The 18,087-nt window shown below is 62.5% G+C and carries 11 protein-coding genes and 1 pseudogene; 8 read left to right on the forward strand and 4 right to left on the reverse strand.

Features of this window, described 5'->3' with window-relative positions:
• The first annotated feature begins 310 nt into the window (after positions 1-310).
• From SINAC_RS04505 to SINAC_RS04525, 5 genes are all read left to right on the forward strand, one after another.
• Positions 311-3,331 (forward strand): PVC-type heme-binding CxxCH protein, encoded by a 3,021-nt coding sequence (locus tag SINAC_RS04505; protein ID WP_015244506.1) that lies wholly within the window; start codon positions 311-313, stop codon positions 3,329-3,331.
• A gap of 367 nt (positions 3,332-3,698) precedes the next feature.
• A complete protein-coding gene (locus SINAC_RS04510) occupies positions 3,699-5,264 on the forward strand; it encodes a sulfatase family protein (RefSeq protein WP_015244507.1) in 1,566 nt (521 codons plus the stop codon).
• 49 nt (positions 5,265-5,313) lie between these two features.
• A complete protein-coding gene (locus SINAC_RS04515) occupies positions 5,314-6,639 on the forward strand; it encodes a sulfatase family protein (protein ID WP_015244508.1) in 1,326 nt (441 codons plus the stop codon).
• 127 nt (positions 6,640-6,766) lie between these two features.
• Complete coding sequence (locus SINAC_RS04520) at positions 6,767-8,230, forward strand: sulfatase family protein (RefSeq protein WP_015244509.1); 1,464 nt, start codon at positions 6,767-6,769, stop codon at positions 8,228-8,230.
• Between the two features lie 541 nt (positions 8,231-8,771).
• Positions 8,772-9,371: a reverse transcriptase domain-containing protein gene (locus SINAC_RS04525; RefSeq protein WP_244884929.1), complete on the forward strand. Its 600-nt coding sequence runs from the start codon at positions 8,772-8,774 to the stop codon at positions 9,369-9,371.
• Between the two features lie 9 nt (positions 9,372-9,380).
• Here the strand turns inward: SINAC_RS04525 and SINAC_RS04530 are convergent, their stop codons facing one another.
• Positions 9,381-11,429, reverse strand: coding sequence for a recombinase family protein (locus SINAC_RS04530; protein ID WP_020465891.1), 2,049 nt, complete (start codon positions 11,427-11,429; stop codon positions 9,381-9,383).
• A gap of 392 nt (positions 11,430-11,821) precedes the next feature.
• On the opposite strand from SINAC_RS04530, the pseudogene SINAC_RS41755 reads away from it, so the two are divergent.
• The 3 genes and pseudogenes from SINAC_RS41755 to SINAC_RS04540 form a co-directional block, all read left to right on the forward strand.
• Positions 11,822-11,986, forward strand: a pseudogene (locus tag SINAC_RS41755) (group II intron reverse transcriptase/maturase); the annotation flags it as partial.
• A 364-nt stretch (positions 11,987-12,350) separates the two neighbouring features.
• On the forward strand, positions 12,351-14,084 hold the full coding sequence (locus SINAC_RS04535) for a recombinase family protein (RefSeq protein ID WP_015244511.1): 1,734 nt from the start codon (positions 12,351-12,353) through the stop codon (positions 14,082-14,084).
• On the forward strand, positions 13,993-14,667 hold the full coding sequence (locus SINAC_RS04540; RefSeq protein WP_244884930.1) for a group II intron maturase-specific domain-containing protein: 675 nt from the start codon (positions 13,993-13,995) through the stop codon (positions 14,665-14,667). Before SINAC_RS04535 ends, SINAC_RS04540 begins: the two co-directional genes overlap by 92 nt.
• Positions 14,668-14,777: 110 nt before the next feature.
• Here SINAC_RS04540 and SINAC_RS04545 read toward each other — a convergent pair whose 3' ends face one another.
• The 3 genes from SINAC_RS04545 to SINAC_RS39640 all read right to left on the reverse strand — a co-directional run bounded on the left by SINAC_RS04545 (position 14,778) and on the right by SINAC_RS39640 (position 17,093).
• Positions 14,778-15,380 carry a hypothetical protein gene (locus SINAC_RS04545; RefSeq protein ID WP_015244512.1) on the reverse strand — a complete coding sequence of 201 codons (603 nt, stop codon included), beginning with the start codon at positions 15,378-15,380 and terminating at the stop codon, positions 14,778-14,780.
• Between the two features lie 15 nt (positions 15,381-15,395).
• Positions 15,396-15,929 (reverse strand): hypothetical protein, encoded by a 534-nt coding sequence (locus tag SINAC_RS04550; RefSeq protein ID WP_015244513.1) that lies wholly within the window; start codon positions 15,927-15,929, stop codon positions 15,396-15,398.
• Between the two features lie 393 nt (positions 15,930-16,322).
• Entirely contained in the window at positions 16,323-17,093 is a 771-nt protein-coding gene (locus SINAC_RS39640) for a hypothetical protein (RefSeq protein ID WP_157579410.1), read from the reverse strand.
• Positions 17,094-18,087 lie beyond the last annotated feature (994 nt).

Below are 18,087 nucleotides of genomic sequence, written 5' to 3' on the forward strand. Positions count from 1 at the left end.
TCGACTGTGGGGCGAGTGGAACCGTTGAGTCTTCGGGATCTCTCACGAGGTCGTTGTCGATTTCGCCTGTTTTTAAGTTACAATGCTCGCAGTTCGATCCTGACGTCCTCCCCGGCGGCTGGCCTGATGGCCGAAGGATCGAAGTCTCCGGCGAGTCGTCGCTCGACGAATCTCGCGGCGGAACCACCCACGCCCCCCCCTTTGTGACGTGACGTGTTTGACCGCCTGGGTTCGCGTTCGCGGCTGAACTCGCGAAGACGCCCCTTTTTTTCAGACTTGGCCTCTTCAATAGTCTCAGGAATCGCTTGCCATGCGACTTACCGCCTCGCTGAAGCATGCCCTGGCCGTCGCAGCCGCCGTGGCCCTCTGCCTGACCGTCGGCTGGGGGCAGGAGGACGACCTCGCCAAGGAACTTCCTCGAATCCCCGCCCATGAGCCGGCCGATGCGCCGAGCACGTTCAAGCTCCACGCGGGCTTTACGCTCAAGCAGGCGGCCGTCGAACCGATGGTCCATAGCCCGGTCGCCGTCTGCTACGACGCCGATGGTCGGCTCTACGCTGTCGAGATGCGCGGCTACCCGTTCGCTGAACCTGTGCCGACCGGTGGGATCAGCCTGCTGGAGGACGCCGACGGCGATGGGACGTTCGAGAAGCGGCACGAGTTCCTCAAAGAGCTGTCATGGCCGACCGGGATCGTGCCGTACGACGGCGGAGTCTTCATCACCTCGGTGCCCGACATCATCTATGCCAAGGATACGGACGGAGACGGTAAGGCCGATATTCGCAGAGTCGTGTTCACCGGTTTTGACGACAAGAATGTGCAAGGCTTGCTCAACGGCCTGCTCTGGGGCAACGACGGCTGGATTTACGGGGCGGCGGGGACCAATGGCGGCGACATTGTGAATCCGTCGCAGCCCGGCCTCAAGCCGGTTTCGGTCCGCGGACGCGACTTTCGGTTCAAGCCCGACGGGTCGGCCTTCGAGGCGATTTCCGGCGGCGGGCAGTTCGGCCACGCCGTCGACGACTGGGGCCACCGGTTCGTGTGCAGCAACAGCAACCACATCCGCCAGGTGGTCTTGCCGGCCCGCGACCTGGAGCGGAACCCTGCCCTGACTGCGACTACCGTGACCACCGACATCGCCGTTGAAGGGGGAGCGGGCCCCGTCTTCCGGCTCAGCCCGCCGGAGCCTTGGCGGGTCGTGCGCACGCGACAGCGGGTGGCCGACCCGAATTTCGTTGCTAAAGCCAGTCCCTCGGAGCTGTACGCGGCCGGCTTCTTCACTTCAGCCACTGGCGTCACGATTTATCGAGGGTCCGCCTACGCGCCTGAATATCGCAACAACGCATTCGTCGGAGACGTTGGCGGCAATCTCGTGCATCGCAAGATCATCACCAAGAACGGGGCGATCCTTCAGGCCAAGCGCGCCGACGAAGGGGTCGAGTTCCTGGCCTCGACGGATAATTGGTTCCGCCCGGTGAACTTCGCCAACACCCCCTACGGGACTTTGATGATCCTCGATATGTACCGTGAGACCATCGAGCACCCGATCTCGATCCCGGAACCGATCAAGAAGCACCTTGACCTGACCAGCGGACGCGACCGGGGCCGGCTCTATGAGCTCCTCCCCGACGGCTTCAAACGACGCGCCAAGCCGACCTTGAACAAGGCGACGACCGTCGAACTGGTTCAACACCTGGCCGATCCTGACGCCTGGTGGCGCGATACCGCCCAGCGCCTCTTGATCGAACATGACGACAAGTCTGCAATCGCACCCCTGAAGGATCTGGCACGTTCGCGGCCCAACGCCCTGGCCCGTGCGCATGCCTTGTGGACGCTCTCCGTTCTGGGAGGACTCGACGACGACCTGATTGGGACGGCTTTGGCGGATGCCGAGCCGGGAGTGCGTGAGCAAGCCGCGAAGCTGGCCGGGGCGCGGGCCAATTCGAGCGACGCGGTTCGGGAGGCTCTCCTCGGCCTGGCTACCGATCCGGATGCGACGGTCCGGTTCCAGGTGGCCCTGGCGTTGGGCGACGTCACCGATCCCGGGGCGGCGAAAGCGTTGGCGCTGATCGCCGCTGAGGATGCTTCGGACCGTTGGACTCGGACGGCCGTGCTCAGCTCGATCGGCGGGCGGACTCGGGCCTTGATCGAGGCGCTGGCGGCCAAGCCGGGCTTTTTTGAATCGAACGAGGGGCGGGATTGGCTGGGCGAGCTTGCGATGTTGATCGGCACCGAGAATCGGGCCGACGACGTCCGGGCCTTCCTCGACCGGTTCGCCGGTGGTCAGTCTGACCCTGGGCTCGCGCGCGTGGCGGTCCTCGGCCTGGGCCGTGGCCTTCAGCGCTCGGGGGGATCGCTCCGTGATGTCCTGAGCGGTCCGGCTGCCGGAAAGATCGCGCCGCTCTTTGCCAAGGCTGCTCAGGTCGCGGTGGGCGAGGGAGCGCCGGCGGCGCGTGTCGACGCGATTGGCTTGCTGGCCTTGGGCTCGGCTGACGACGCCTTGAAAGTCTTGCCCGACCTGCTGGATGCGCGACAGCCCGGCACGGTTCAGCTTGCGGCCATTCAGTCGTTGGCCGCACATCCGGATCCTCGGGTGGGCCCGGCGATTGTCGCCCACTGGAAGGCGATGGGCCCTGCCGTGCGTCGCGAGGCCGCCGAGGCCCTCTTCACACGCCGGGAACGGCTCACTGCCTTGCTCGATGGAATCGAGTCCAAGACGATCGCAGCCGCCGAGCTCGACCCTGCCCGCCGCAAGGGCCTGCTCGTGATTCCTGACCGTACGATCCGCGCCCGGGCCGAGGCACTCCTGTCCAAAGAGGCGCGGCCCGACCGGGGCGCGGTCATCACTCAGTATCGCAAGGCCCTGGAACTGACGGGCGAGCCGGCCAAGGGGAAGACCGTCTTCACCAAGGTCTGTGCCACCTGCCATCGGGCGGAGGGCGCGGGGGCCCAGGTCGGACCTGACCTGGCCACCGTCACGGGCCGCTCGCCTGAAGACTTGCTGATCCATATCCTCGACCCCAATCGCGAAGTCGCTCCGAACTATCTCAACTATGTCGTGATCACGGTTGACGGCCGTTCGCTCTCCGGCCTGATCGCCGAGGAGACCGCCGGCGCCGTCACCCTGAAGCGGGCCGAAGGGGCGCTCGACGTCGTGACCCGCAAGCAGATCGAGGAGATTGCCTCGACGGGTCTTTCCCTCATGCCTGAAGGGTTGGAACAGGGACTCGATCCCCAAGCCCTGGCCGACCTGATCTCCTACCTGCGTTCCCTCCAAGGGACCAGCGGCCCCGGCCCCGGGCCTGCCCCGGCGGGCACCTCTGCGAAGTAAACCCTCGTCCCCTCCCATAGGGCAAACTTGATTTCTTGACGACTCCTCCACGTGGCCTTCACCGCCCGCGTGGGGGAGTTTTTTTGTATGCCTTGATACTGGGTGGACGCGGCCCACCAATTCCGTCGTCCCTTTGACGGGCAGGCTTCGTGGTCCTCTTTTTGCGGGAGAACCGACCAGAGGGAGCGATATGAAGCCGCCCCGACCCCACCGAGCAAGCTGTCAGCACAAAGCAGGCACATGGCTTTTCCAGGGCTGGTGGCCTACACTGGCCGGTCCTCTTGCCCGTGCGAGAGGGCCGGCGTATCCACGAATCCCAACCGTTGGAACCCACCCTCAACCGACTCCTTTGAGTGGGGGAGATCCCATGCGAACGCAACTCGAGCGTCACGGATTCCACCTGCCTCTGATCCTGCTCGTCACCCTGTCCTTGGCTCGAGCCGACGCCCGCGCGGAGGCGACCGTGGATCGGCCGAACATTGTCTATATCCTGGCCGACGACCTGGGGTATGGCGATGTTCATTGCCTGAACCCCGACTCGAAGATCGCCACACCGAACCTCGACCGCCTGGCCGAACAGGGGATGACTTTCACCGATGCACACTCCGGTTCGTCGGTCTGCACGCCGACGCGATACGGCATCCTGACGGGTCGGTATGCCTGGCGGTCACGCCTGAAAAAAGGGGTCCTCGGCGGCTACTCCCCCCCTCTGATCGAGCCGGGACGATTGACGGTCGCCGCGCTTCTCCAACAACAGGGCTATCAAACGGCCTGTGTCGGCAAGTGGCACCTCGGGTTTGACTGGGGCACCTCGCGTCCTCTCACCTTCAGCGACGAGATCGACGCGAAGGAGAAAATGGCCGCCGTCGACTACACCCAGCCGATCGCACACGGACCCACGTCCGTTGGGTTCGACATGTACTATGGCATCAGCGCGTCGCTCGATATGCCGCCGTATCTTTATCTTCACGATGACCGCAGCGTGGGAGTCCCCACCACCGAGAAGACGTACATCCGGAAAGGCCCTGCGCATGCGGATTTCGAGGCGGTGGGCGTTCTCCCCACGCTCACGGCCAAGGCGGTCGAATTTATCGACAGGTGCGGCAAACAGGAAAAAGTGAAGGCCCGGCCGTTCTTCCTCTACTTTCCCCTGGCTGCTCCGCATACCCCGATCGTCCCTGACGATGAGTTCCGGGGTCGGAGCAAGATCGGCACCTATGGCGACTTTGTCATGCAAGTCGACGCTACGGTCGGCCGGGTGCTCGATGCGCTCGATCGCAACGCGATGACCGGCACGACCTTGGTGATCTTTACCAGCGACAACGGCTGCTCTCCCTCGGCGGACTTCCCCGCGCTCGCCAAGCAGGGGCATCACCCGAGTGGTCCTCTCCGCGGTCACAAGGCCGATATCTTCGAGGGGGGCCACCGCATCCCGTTCCTCGCCCGCTGGCCCGGCAAGGTTCCAGCCGGCTCCACCTGCCACGATACGATCTGCTTGACCGACTTGCTGGCCACCTCTGCCGCGATTGTCGGTGCCAGTCTGCCGGCGGATGCGGGTGAGGACAGTGTGAACATCCTCCCCGACCTCGTGGGGAGTGCCCAAACGCCGGTGCGTGAGGCCACCGTCCACCACTCGATTGATGGCTCGTTCGCGATCCGCCAGGGGCCGTGGAAGCTGGCGCTCTGCCCCGACTCCGGGGGGTGGAGCGAGCCTCGCCCTGGCCGCCCCGAGGCGAAGGGACTTCCCCCAGTCCAACTCTTCAACCTCGAACGTGACCTTGGCGAACGCCGGAACCTTCAGGCCGATCATCCCGAGGTCGTCGACCGACTGACGAAACTCCTCGAGCGTTACGTGGCCGAGGGACGAAGCACGCCCGGCCTCGCGCAGGAGAATGCCGGATCGGTCCGGATTCATGGAGCAGAAAAACGCTAAGTGAGCTTGTTTGTATTTGCTTGTGTATTGTGATGAGGAGAAATGCGCGATGACGTCGAGAGCCCTCTCCCGCTTCCTTTGGTTGGCCCTCGCCCTGGCCTGCGGTGCCCCCGCGTTCGCCACCCCTCCGAACGTTGTCATGATCATTTCCGATGACCAAGCGTTCGGCGACTTTTCTTTCATGGGCCACCGTCACATTCGGACCCCGAACCTGGACCGGCTGTCGGTTCAGTCGTTGACCTTTCGACGTGGATACGTCCCGTCGAGTCTCTGTTCGCCGAGCCTGGCGTCGATCCTGACGGGGCTCTACCCCCACCAGCACAAGGTCACGAGCAACGATCCTCCGCTGCCCGCTGGCAAGGTGGGACTCGCTGCGCATCAAGACCCCGGTTACCGTGCCGCTCGCGAAGAGATGATCGCGAATTTTGATCGGTGCCCGAGCTTGCCGAAGGCGCTTGGAACCAAGGGTTACCAGAGTTTCCAGGCAGGCAAGTGGTGGGGTGGGAACTATCGGCACGGTGGTTTCACCGCCGGCATGACTCAGGGCGATCCTGATAGAGGGGGCCGCCATGGTGATGAGGGGTTGAAGATCGGCCGGCAAGGGATGACCGAGGTTTTCGAGTTTATCGATCAGGCGAAGAGCCAGAAGGACCCCTTTTTTCTCTGGTATGCGCCGATGATGCCGCACTCGCCCCACACGCCTCCGGCCCGACTGCTCGCCAAGTACCAGGCCTCCGCCCCTACGCTCGAGATCGCCAAGTATTGGGCGATGTGCGAATGGTTTGATGAGACTTGCGGGCAACTCCTCGACCATCTCGACGAGCAAGGGTTGGCGAAGGACACGATGGTTCTCTTTCTCGCCGACAACGGCTGGATTCAGAATCCGGATGCCGACCGGTTCGCCCCGCGCTCGAAGCAGTCGCCCAACGAGGGGGGAATCCGGACCCCGATCATGATCCGCTGGTCCGGCCACATTGAGCCGAGAGTCTCCGAGCAACCTGTGCTCTCAATCGACCTCGCGCCGACGATCCTGGCCGCGGTTGGTCTGCAACCGCCGTCCGAGATGCAGGGGCTCAACCTGCTCGACAACGACGCGGTGGACCGGCGGAAGGCGATCTTCGGCGAGATCTTCACCCATAACGCCGTGGACATCCGAGATCCTGCCAGCAGCCTCCGCAATCGCTGGGCCATTGAGGGGGACTGGAAGCTCATCCTCCCCGCGCCCCAGAACACGCCCGACACCACCGCGGAACTGTACGACCTCGCGCACGATCCGGGCGAGACGACCAATCTCGCGACTCGGCATCCAGAGAAAGTTGAGCACTTGAAGACGCTCCTCAACACGTGGTGGCCCGCCACTTCGAATCGACTGTAACCCGGTCAGGACGCAGCGGGGCCGCCGCTGTCATTCCCAACGGCCGGGCTGGCCGTCCTGCTCGAAAGACTTTTGCCTGGGGTTGAAGCCGCGTCAGGATTTCTTGTGCCGTGGATGGGAGATTGTCATGCGAAGCCATCGTTTACTGACCTTGGCCATGTTGCTCGGGACGTCCTTCGTTTCGAGACCAGGCCTCGCCGCGCCTGCCGATCGCCCCAATATCCTCTGGCTCGTCGCCGAGGATTTTGGGCCCCACCTGGGCTGCTACGGCACCCAGCAAGTTTGGACCCCGAATATCGACAAACTGGCCGCCGATGGGGTGCGCTACACGAGGGCCTACACCACGGCCCCGGTCTGCTCGGTCAGCCGCTCGGCGTTCATGACGGGCATGTATCAGACCACCATCGGCGCCCACAACCATCGGTCGCACCGTGACGATGGCTATCAACTTCCCGCTGGCGTCCGGATCGCCCCCGCCTGGTTCCGCGACGCCGGCTACTTCACCGCCAACGTCCGAACCTTCCCCGCCAGCGCGAACGTGACCGGCACCGGTAAGACCGACTGGAACTTTACCGCAGAGGAGAAGCCGTTCGACTCCGGCCGTTGGGAGGATTTGAAAACACATCAGCCATTCCTGGCGCAAGTGAATTTCAAAGAGACTCACCGCGCCTTCGTCTCCCCGAAGCGGGCCGATCCGGCCAAGGTCATCATCCCCCCTTACTATCCCGACCATCCGGTCACACGCGAGGATTATGCCAAGTACCTCGACGCTGCCACCGAACTCGACGAGAAGGTCGGCCGGATCCTTCGGCAACTCGACGCCGATGGCCTGGCAGCGCGGACGATCGTCGTGTTCACGTCCGACCATGGCGAAGCGCACGTCCGAGGCAAGCAGTTCTGTTACGAGGAAGGTCTGCACGTCCCCTTGATCGTCCGCTGGCCCGCGTCCCTTCCCGCGCCCGCCCACTATCGCGCGGGCGCGGTGGATGATCAGTTGGTGGCGGCGATCGACCTGCTGCCGACGCTCCTTGACGTGGCGGCCGGCCAGAAGAAGCCGGCCGGGATGCAGGGGCAGGTCTTCCTCGGCGATCGGGCCGAGCCCCCTCGCCGCTACGTCTTTGGTGCCCGCGACCGCTGCGACGAGACCGTCTTCCGGTTCCGCACGGTCCGCGACGCCCGCTACCGCTATATCCGCAACTTCATGCCCGAGCGTCCTTTCTTGCAGGCGAACGACTACAAGGAGCGGTCCTACCCGGTCTGGAACCTGATCAAGGAACTCGCTGCCCAGGGCAAGCTGACCCCCACCCAGGCCGTTCTGGCGGCCCCCACCATGCCCCCGGAAGAGTTCTACGATCTCGAGAGCGATCCGTACGAGATCCACAACCTCGTCGACTCCCCGGATCCCGCGAACCAGGCCGTACTCAAGCGGCTTCGCGTTGAATTGGAACGTTGGATTGAGGAGTCGAACGATCAAGGTCAAATCCCGGAACCCGCCGAGGTCGCAGCAGCCAAGGGAGCCACCAAGCCCGTGGCCGATCCCAATGGCCCGGGCGTGGCAAAGAAGGCGAGGAGAAAGAACGCAGTGAAATAAGGGCCACGCGAGCCTCATTTTTAGCTTATGGACAGGCTCTGGCGATTGAATGCTGACTTCATGACTCGATTTTAGAGGTAGGAGATCTCGCCTTCAAAATGAGGCGAGATCTCTTTTTTGTGCGCCAGGCATGTCGTGAATCTCGGAGGTGCAAGTCCTCTGCGGGCCGTGATGACCGGAACCGCAAGGCTAGGCAAGGGTGCCCACCGTGAGGTGGGATCTGAAGGAAGCCGATGCCATAACCTCGGACTCGACGAACAGAAACCGGATACAAGGCCGACGCGGTGGGGTAACCCGGCAATGGACGGGGACGCCCGAAAGTCATCCAGACACGCGCGGAGGTAAATCCGGCGAGGCCCGAGCGAAGGACTCACGACTTACCCTGGGAGATCTCCCACCTCGTCCGGGCGAACCGGAGCACCGACCCGGCAACGGGGCGGGATGAGGTGGGAGAAGTCAGCCGAGGCCGTAGTAGTCGGTAGCCACCGACGAAGGGCCGAATCTTTCTTGCCAAGGACCAGTCTGGAACGACTCGATGGGCATGGAGCGACCGACAAACAGGCTCTACCAACGGCTCCTCTTCGAGGGACTGGAGGAGGATCTGCGCCACGACGACTCTGGGGCGGGCGGCACCCCACCTGGAACGATCGAGGAGTCGCAAATGCCCGCGGCGTCCGACCAAGTACGAGCCTTGACCGAACGTCTGTTGGAAGAGGTCTGCGCTCGCGAGAACCTGAACCGAGCCTACAAGCGGGTGAAGGCGAACCAGGGAGCGGCCGGTGTCGATGGGATGACCATCGGCGGTGTCCGTGACTGGCTCGCCGGGCATAAAGAGGAACTCGTCGCGTCGTTACTTGACGGCACGTATCGACCGCAACCGGTGCGCGGGGTGCAAATCCCCAAACCCGGCGGCGGGGTACGACAATTGGGCATCCCGACGGTCATCGACCGCCTCGTGCAACAAGCGATCCTCCAAGTGCTGGAACCCTTGCTGGACCCGACCTTCTCGGACTCCAGCTATGGCTTTCGACCGAAGCGTGGGGCGCACAATGCCCTGTTCCAGGCTCGGAAGTACGTGGCTGAGGGCCGGGTCATCGTGGTGGACATGGATCTGGAAAAGTTCTTCGATCACGCATGGTGATACCCCTTTCTACAAGCGAACCTCCTGGATCTCTCCCGCCTTGAGTTGCTCAAGTAGGGTGATGCTCACTGATGAATCCGGAAACAAAAACAGCTTGAAATTCGGGTCGCGCTCGATCTGGATCGTGCCGTTATGAATCCGGTCATAGACCCAGTGCGTCGAGACTTGAAGCCGCTCGGCGATTTGAGACACGGTGAGGTGGCCAGGGATCCGACGCGCGTGCGACTGATGCGACTTGACGAAGAGCCGATGGCGAAGGCGAATGATCTGGACCGTGCTGACCAGCACGATGGGGCCTTTCGGAGAGCGATGGCCCTGCCGGGTCAAGTGCTTGGCAATCTCCTGATCCGACTTCCCCTGCCGAGCCAAGCTGACGATCGTCGCCTCCATCTCCTCGGCCGTCGACAGGCGGGCCAGGGAGTTCACCGTGACCGGGATCACCGCGGTGGTCGTGTCTCCCCCCTTCCAGACGATTCTCGCCTGGACCGAGTCGGGAGCCAGGCGGCGGATGACGACCTTGTCGATCAGGCAGCGGAGCAGCGTCTTCTTTTGGGGCTGAGCGAGGCCACCCTGCTCCCAGAGGCCAGGAAGATTCCGTCCGAACTGCTCGAAGGCACTCCTCAACTCGGGCGGGATCGGCGGAGTTGTCTCTTTGCTAAGGACGGCACGCTGATAGGAATCTTCAGCCTGCCGGAGTTCTCGCAAGGCGGTCTCCCAGCGTCGCTCCAACTCGGCGGTCACGAGCCGGTTGTCAGGATCGGCCCGGTGGAATTGCCGCTCGGCCAGACGGGCCTGGTAGCGGAGCCGATCGATCTGCTCCCTCCGGGCGCGATCGACCGTCTCGGCCTCGCGTCGAAGCGCAGCGGCGGCCTCGTCATAGAGGTCCAACTCGGCCGGCGCGAGGGCCGCGAAGAACGTTCGCACGACAAAATCATCGATCGGATCGGCCGGGAGGTATTGGCAGACGGGGACCTGGTACTGCTGCCGGAGAAAATTGCAGATATAGTGAGTCTTTGGTTTATACTGCACGACCATCTGGTGCCCGCATTCGCCGCAGTGAACGATCCCCTGGAGGAGTGCCTTACCCGGCCTGGGCACCCCGCGGGTCTTGTTGCGGTCGTATTCGCTGCAATTGTCCTGGAGCATGGCCTGGATCGCCTCGAACGTCGCCCAGTCGATGTAGGCGGGATACTTGTCGTTGATCCGGATCTTCCATTCTCCCATGGGGAGCCTCTTCTGGGTACGCTCGTGGGTCGAACCCGGTTTCAGCGCGAAACGCGTCCGCCCGTATACGAATGCCCCGGCATAGGCGGGATTCTCCAAGGTGGAGCAGATCGCGGGGACCGTCGGCCGGCGCCAGGCGATGTCCCCAAGGTCGTCCTTGCGGGGGATCAGGAGGTCGTCGCTGTTGAAGGAGCGCACGACCTGGGTGGCCGACTTGACCCGGAGGAAGGTCTCGAAGATCAGGGCGATCCGGTCCTGGACCTCGATGTCGGGGTGCTTGACCACCTGATTCAGGGAGTCGCGAATGAGTCCGACGGGCAGGGCCAATGCCAACTCGCCACGCTGGGCTTTGTTGAGGAGGCCCGCGGTCAGGCGGCCCCGGAGCGTATGCAGTTCCAGTTCCGAGATCTGGCCTTTCATCCCCAGGAGGAAACGACCGTCGATTGAGGACGGGTCGTGGATGCCGTCGCGATCGGCGATGAGGCAGTTGCGATAGCCGCAGATGTCGAGCAAGGGAAACCAGTCCGAGCAGTTGCGGCAGAGCCGAGCGACTTCGGTCGTGAAAATAATTCCGACATGTTCGAGTGTAATGAGACTTGCGAGTTCCTTAAGGCCGTGTCGTCCTTCGGTGGTGCTGGCGGTTCGGCCCTGATCCTCGTCGATGATCCGGATCTGGTCCTCGTACCAGCCGAGTTCAAGGGCGCGTTGCCTGAGGGCATACTGGAGCCTGGTGCTCTCCTGGTTGGTCAGGACTTGGTGGGGGCTGGACTGGCGGATGTAGAGAATCGCCAGGCGGCCAAGGTGGAACGGTTTGATGAAATCTAATGTACTCATGAAGAATATCATGAATAACGGCTGTGATGTCTCGGCGGACCTGCTGCCTCATGGTTTGGGGGAGTCGGTTCCAGACGACTCCGGGCGGGATGGACATGGTGCTTCGCACCTCTCGACCAGTGAAAGGAGATTCTGGATCGCTTCCACCGTGAGTTTGGTACGAGTCGACGTGGTGTGACAGGGTGCGCCGAGTGGGGTCGCCGGCAAGGGGATCCTGAGCGTCATGAACTCGCGGTAAGCGACATAGACATAGCCGGGGCTATCCGGCTGACGGCTGATGTGACGTATGGGGAATCGCCGGCCGAAGAGGGGGTGTGAGGGCTCGGTGACCTCGATCTCGTCCGGATCCGGAAGAGTCGGGTTGTGGAGGAGGGCATTCTGTTGGCGTCTCGTTTGACCGGGTCAACCATGACATCCTGATGGCGCGGCTGGCCCGACGCGTCGCCGACAAACGCCTGTTGCGGATCGTGCGTCGCTTCCTCGAAGCGGGGTTGCTCCAAGATGGCGTTTGCACCAAGCGTCATGAAGGGACACCGCAAGGCGGTCCGCTCTCGCCCTCAACAATGTTGCAAAATCGTCGCTAATCCCTGACTCTGTCATTTCCCGATCGCGGCTCCGACCGAAGTACGGGCACGGATGGCAGCCCCAGTTCGACCCCCATCCCAGGCAGGCCGAAGGCCGCGATCTCGGAGAGGAGGAGTCGACATGATCACATCTCCAGGGAGGCCCACCCTTAGCCCTCCCATCACCCGCCATTTTGAGTTCACTCGACTTCATAGCCACTTGATTTCAACTGCATATCAATCGCTGATTCCAGTCGTCTCCCGCCACCCGGAACGGCCGCGATCTCGAACCGAGTGCCACGAGACGGAGGCGACGAACCAGGGACTCCGATCTAAGGCCGGGGGAGCTTGACCTGCCATGCACAATCCCAATCTTCGTGTGGCGATCTACGCCCGGGTCTCCGGTGAATCCCAGGCCAAAGAGGACACAATCGCCAGCCAACTCGAAGTCGTCACACAACGCGTCGCCGATGATGGCTTGGAATGCGACCCCGAATCGTGCTTCGTGGACGATGGAGTCAGCGGCAGCATCCTGGTTCGCCCGGGCCTTGAACAACTCCGGGATCAGGCTGCGGCCGGCGCCATCGACCGCCTCTACGTCCTCGACCCTGATCGTCTATCACGCAAATATGCATATCAGGTATTGCTCATTGAGGAACTCAACCATTGCGGCGTCGAGGTCGTCTTCCTTCGCAATCCCCCCGGCCGCGGACCCGAGGAGAACTTGCTGCTGCAGGTCCAGGGCATGATCGCCGAGTACGAGCGTGCCAAGATCATGGAACGTTGCCGCCGGGGCAAGCAGCACGCGGCCCGCCATGGCTCGGTCAACGTGCTCAGTGGCGCGCCCTACGGCTACCGATACGTCGGCAAGCACGACGGCGACGGCGAGGCGCGTTATCAGATCGTGGCCGAAGAGGCACGTGTCGTGCGGAAGATCTTCGGGTGGGTCGGCCAGGAACGGTGTTCCATCGGCGAAGTCTGCCGCCGCCTGAAAGACGAGGGAGTCACCACGCGAACCGGCAAATCGGCCTGGGACCGCTCGACGGTCTGGCTGATCCTCAAGAACCCCGCCTACAAGGGGACGGCGGCCTATGGCAAGACGCGATCGGGCCCACCCAAGCGGCTGCGGCTCCGCCCGCAGCGCGGCCGCCCCGAGCATCCGAGACGCCCGGCCTCACGGGTCGATACCTTATTGGAAGATCAGATCTTAATTGATGTCCCCGGGCTGGTGAGCGAGGACCTCTTCGGGGCGGTCCAGGATCAACTCGAGGAGAACCGACAACGCCGTCGCGACCGGCCCGGTGTTGGCCGTTACCTGCTCCAGGGCCTGGTCGTTTGCCAGCGGTGCGGCTACGGCTGCTACGGTAAGCCGACGAGCCGGGCCTCAGCCAAAGGCAAGGTCCCCTACGCCTACTACCGCTGCACGGGTTCCGACGCCTACCGCTTCGGCGGCCAGCGTCTGTGCTGGAACAAGCAGGTCCGCACCGATGTTTTGGACGCCACCGTCTGGGACGATGTACGTCAGCTTTTATCCGAACCCGACCGGGTCCGGGCGGAGTACGAGCGGCGGCTGCAGGCGGCGGAGTCCGGCCCGAGCCACGAGGTGGAGCATCTCGACAAGCAGGTTAAGAATCTAAAAAAGATGATTGCTAGATTGATCGATGCTTACAGCGACGGGTTACTCGATAAGTCGGATTTCGAGCCGAGGATCTTGGCGGCGAGGGAACGCCTGGGGAAACTGGAGCATGAGTGTCGGCAGCGGATCGGCGAGGCGAGCCAAGAGGCAGAACTCCGGCTGGTGATCGGCCAGTTGGAGGAGTTCGCGAGGCGAGTTTCCCAGGAGTTGCAAGAGCCGGACTGGGACACACGACGGGAGATCGTGCGGGCCTTGGTGAAAAAGGTAGAGATCGACGAGCAGGAGATTCGCATCGTGTATCGAGTCAGCCCATCCCCTTTTGAGGGACGCCCCCAACACGGTAGTTTGCAACATTGTTGGGGGCGTGCTCTCACCGCTCTTGGCCAACCTGCTCCTGGACGACTTGGACAAGGAACTGGAACGTCGCGGCCACCGCTTCTGTCGCTATGCCGATGATTGTAATATCTATGTCCAATCGAAGGCAGCGGGGGAGCGGGTGCTGAGGTCGGTCACCCGGTTCCTGGAGGAAGTCCTTCACCTTCGTGTCAATCGGGAGAAAAGCGCGGTGGCATTCGTCGAGGATCGCAAGTTCCTTGGCCACCGTCTCCTGAGAGGCGGTCGGCTGGGCATCGCCCCAAAGAGTCTGGAACGGGCCAAGGACCGCATCCGCGAGATCACTCGGCGCAATCGAGGCGTCGGCCTCGACCGGATGATCACCGAGCTCAACTCGTTCCTGACCGGTTGGGTGACGTACTTCCGCCACGCGGCGTGTCGTCATCACCTGAAGGACTTGGACGGCTGGGCTCGTCGCAAACTGCGATGTGCGCGGATGAAGCAATGCAAGCGAACCAAACCCCTTGTCGACTTCCTACTGCGGCAGGGAGTCCCTCACGCCTCGGCGTGGGTGACCGCCCTGTCGGGGAAAGGCTGGTGGCGTCTGTCAGGGAGCCCTGCTGCCCACCAGGCGATGGTCCAACCGTGGTTCGACTCTCTGGGTCTGGTCAACCTCGCCCAGCGGCACGCGACGTTACAAGCCTGAAAGAAACCGCCGGATGCGATGAGTACGTCCGGTGGTGTGGGAGGACGGGGGCCGCGAGGCCCCCTCCTACCCGATTTGATTTCCTCAGCCGATCAACGGGCTTCTCCTGCTCAGGGAGTGGCGAGGTCACGGAAACGCGCGACCTCCGCTTCTCGGGCTGCCTTTCGGTTTTCTCGGTCATGGCGATGGCCATTGAAGAGTTCAGCAACGTCCCGGATTATTTGATCTGCCTCCTCCTTCGTCATCTTCGTTCCGTCTGTTTGGTGACGGCGAAGGCGATCTTTGTGTTCGATAATTTTCCGGACTGCCTGGTTGGACTCCTCGCCGTCCTCTTGCTTTGTCATCTCGGTCTTCTCCTTCTTTGCTATCTCGGCGATCGGAGGCAGCGGTACCGTCGCCTCCGGCACCGACGGCGGCTGGGGTTCATCGACGATAACGATCCAGGGTCGGTATATGGCCCGCTTGTATTTGGCGCTCCGCTTCGCGTGCCAGTCCGCCAACTCCCTCGCAGCCTCCTTCTCGAGAGGGCCAAATCGGGGCGTTTTCGCTCTGGTCAAATGGATCTTTTCCGACAGGGCGGAAATCTTGGCGGACTCGGCGTAGTCTCGCGACCTTTGCCAGAGCGTCTGGGTATAGCGATAGATAGGCCCGACGCCCAGCGCGGCCAGCGCGACCAGGACCATGAGCAAGCGAAGCGAGACGCGAAATCGCATTGGATAATCCTCCGATCAGGCGACAATCTCGACGGAATAGTTCGAGTAGTACGTGACATAGATCGGGTTGCCGTTCGCGTCTTGCTCACTCGTATCAAAGAGAATGGACCAGATATCCGCCTCGATTTCGTCGATCAGTTGATTTTTCGCCGCCTTCTCGTTCTGAAGATGGGTTATTGAGTTCTGGGCATTCGTGATCGCGACGTTGATCTCGTAGAGGCCCTGGAGCATGATCCTGGCGTTAGGTGTGTACAGAGGCCCATCCATCCACCCGGCTGGCCACTGGCTGGTGAGTGTGAGTATCTGCGCCTTGTACCCGTTCATCGCCACGATATGATCCTGCTCCAACTGGATCTCGGCGTCGACCCCCATGTTGAACTCCGTCCGACACCGCTCAATGATATCGATGAGATCTTGGTGATTCTGCATCTGATATGTCTCGATATTAACGCGCACGCCGGGCAGCGACATTGGGATCGCCGAATCGACTTGGTCGTAGAGCGACTGGAACTCCTGGTCGGGGAGGTCGTCGCCAGAGCCATCGAGCATGGCCCGAGCCTCCAGACGGTCAAATTCAAGACCAGGGGTGAAACGGTGACGATGTCTTCTTATTTTTTTTTCTCCTAAAATGTGTTGAATACACAAAAGATCTGGATGCCGCAGTTTTTTTTTGTCCACCTGATTATCTACCGTAAGCTGGCACGGTATGCGAGAAGAAAAGCAAAACATCACTAGAGAGCTAGAGACCCTGCCTGGGTGGAGCATTAATTCCGACACTTCTCGCTAATCAGTAGTTTCCCCGGATTTCTGTATACACCGCCGGCCTGTGCGTAGCGACACCGCACTCCCAACACCGTCAGGCGGTCGTCGGGGCCTGGATTCCCTGCAGCGGGCGTGATTCGCCTATCGTATTTGCATGCGACTGCGCAACCCGTCGACGCGTCAGGCCGCTTCTTCCTCATCTCCCAGCCATTCCGCGAGGAATCGCTGGATTTCCCCCCGGTGCCGCCTCAGCAGACGCTCCACGTCCAGCACGCTGGGACGGTCCTTCTTCCGACGCCACGGCGGACGGTACCACCAATCCACCTCACCCGCCGATTCCAGCGCGAATTGCGTCAGACGCAGCAGGCTCAGCGTCACCCATTGCGCCTGGCTTGTCCGCTCGATCGGGTTCTTCGTCCAGGCCCGGCACTCCTCCCAGCCCAGACGCTGCTTCAGGTCGCGGAATCCGTCCTCTTGGCGGAAGCGAGCCGCGAACAATTCCACCATCTCCAAGCCAGTCAATTCCAAGGCTGAGCCGACCAGCGTGAACCGCTTCTTGTAACCGGCCACCTCGGCCACAACCAGCTTCACAGGCACATCAGACTCGGCGACACGCCACAAGCCCACCACCTCCTTCCATCGGACCTTCCGCCTCCGGCCGTAGATGTACGTCTCGGCCTCACGCCACGGCCCGGACCATCGTCCCCCCTGTCGGGGCGGGGGGAGCTTCCTGCCCCACTTCGGGGTCGGTCCCCGTTGGCCCTGGCGGCGCTCCGGCGGCAGAGCATGGACCCGGGCATCGTGCCGCAGTCGCGTGAGGATCTCGCCTCGCGGCCACCCCTCCTCGGGGGCGATCAGGGGCCGGACCACGCTCTTCAGCGCGAAGCCGGCCAGATGCCGGCCCCGGTCGTCTCGGCCTGCTCGTGCACCAACTCGACGGCCAACTCGCACTTGGTGCGGAAGACCTCCTTGCCTCCGTTGGTCCCGGGGCGATCGGGCAGTTGCGCCTTGTGGAAGTAGAGACGCCCGGAGATCGGCAGGAACCAGGCCGGCCGCTGTGGTTCGTGGAGTAGGGCTCCGAGGACGACCCAGTTGTGGGCCCGGACGGTGGTCGCCCGGTTGGGGCAGCGCGCGGTGGACTCGTGGAAGGTGCAGGTGCCCCAGACGTTCGCCCCGGAGCGATGGACCTTGGTGTCATCGACGGCCGAGATGTGGAAGCCGTGCCAGATCCGCCCCGGGGCCTTCTCGATCGAGCGGGTCAGGGCGACGGTGACCCTGCGGGTGTGCCAGGCGCCGTACTCGGCGAAGCTCTCCAGTCCCTTCCAGTCGTCGGGCCGTTCGATGGCGATGACGCACTGGGTGACGGTGTGCTCCTCGACGTTGAGGGCCAGGGCCGTGATCCATTCGGCGAATCGGCGAAATCAGGGTTTTGTGAAGGCGAAGTGGAACCGTTGGAGGAGGCCTTGCCAGATCGACCAGAGCAACGTAGCGTCGGTCATTGGGGCATCTCCGAGTGGGACTCGATGGGGTCGTAAGCACCCATCAAAATCCGCTCAGGAGATGCCCCTTTCAATGCGATGCGGGCGTACAGTCAGGCTGTATCGTTTCCGGGAAAGTACTGTTTAGGGTAGAATCATTCACCAGCCCTACCCCGCGACCTTACCAATTGCGAACGGGAGTTCGTTCTCCTTGTCCTTTGCTTGCTGCCGTTAGAGCAGGCAGCGAGTGTGAACGCCCTGTTCCAAGCCTGCTCGTTGTGCACCCTTCAAGATCTCAATCCAAAGGGGCTGGAATCTCGTCAGCGAGATCCCAGCCCCTTTGGATTTATCGAGGATCAAGAAAAGCGATGCACGTGTTTTGCCGTTCTTTCGCGGTTGCACGAGCCAGGTTATCGGAAGAGTTCTCCGTGCAAGACTTTTCTGGCGTTCGATATCGTCCGTCTTTG

It is taken from the genome of Singulisphaera acidiphila DSM 18658 (assembly GCF_000242455.2).
Taxonomy (GTDB): Bacteria; Planctomycetota; Planctomycetia; order Isosphaerales; family Isosphaeraceae; genus Singulisphaera; species Singulisphaera acidiphila.

What these genes read in the sequence shown, in the direction of transcription:
- SINAC_RS04505 (WP_015244506.1), top strand. Translation starts at nt 311, where the DNA reads ATGCGACTTACCGCCTCGCTGAAGCATGCCCTGGCCGTCGCAGCCGCC.
- SINAC_RS04510 (WP_015244507.1), top strand. Translation starts at nt 3,699, where the DNA reads ATGCGAACGCAACTCGAGCGTCACGGATTCCACCTGCCTCTGATCCTG.
- SINAC_RS04515 (WP_015244508.1), top strand. Translation starts at nt 5,314, where the DNA reads ATGACGTCGAGAGCCCTCTCCCGCTTCCTTTGGTTGGCCCTCGCCCTG.
- SINAC_RS04520 (WP_015244509.1), top strand. Translation starts at nt 6,767, where the DNA reads ATGCGAAGCCATCGTTTACTGACCTTGGCCATGTTGCTCGGGACGTCC.
- SINAC_RS04525 (WP_244884929.1), top strand. Translation starts at nt 8,772, where the DNA reads ATGGAGCGACCGACAAACAGGCTCTACCAACGGCTCCTCTTCGAGGGA.
- SINAC_RS04530 (WP_020465891.1), bottom strand. Translation starts at nt 11,429, where the DNA reads ATGAGTACATTAGATTTCATCAAACCGTTCCACCTTGGCCGCCTGGCG.
- SINAC_RS04535 (WP_015244511.1), top strand. Translation starts at nt 12,351, where the DNA reads ATGCACAATCCCAATCTTCGTGTGGCGATCTACGCCCGGGTCTCCGGT.
- SINAC_RS04545 (WP_015244512.1), bottom strand. Translation starts at nt 15,380, where the DNA reads ATGCGATTTCGCGTCTCGCTTCGCTTGCTCATGGTCCTGGTCGCGCTG.
- SINAC_RS04550 (WP_015244513.1), bottom strand. Translation starts at nt 15,929, where the DNA reads ATGCTCGATGGCTCTGGCGACGACCTCCCCGACCAGGAGTTCCAGTCG.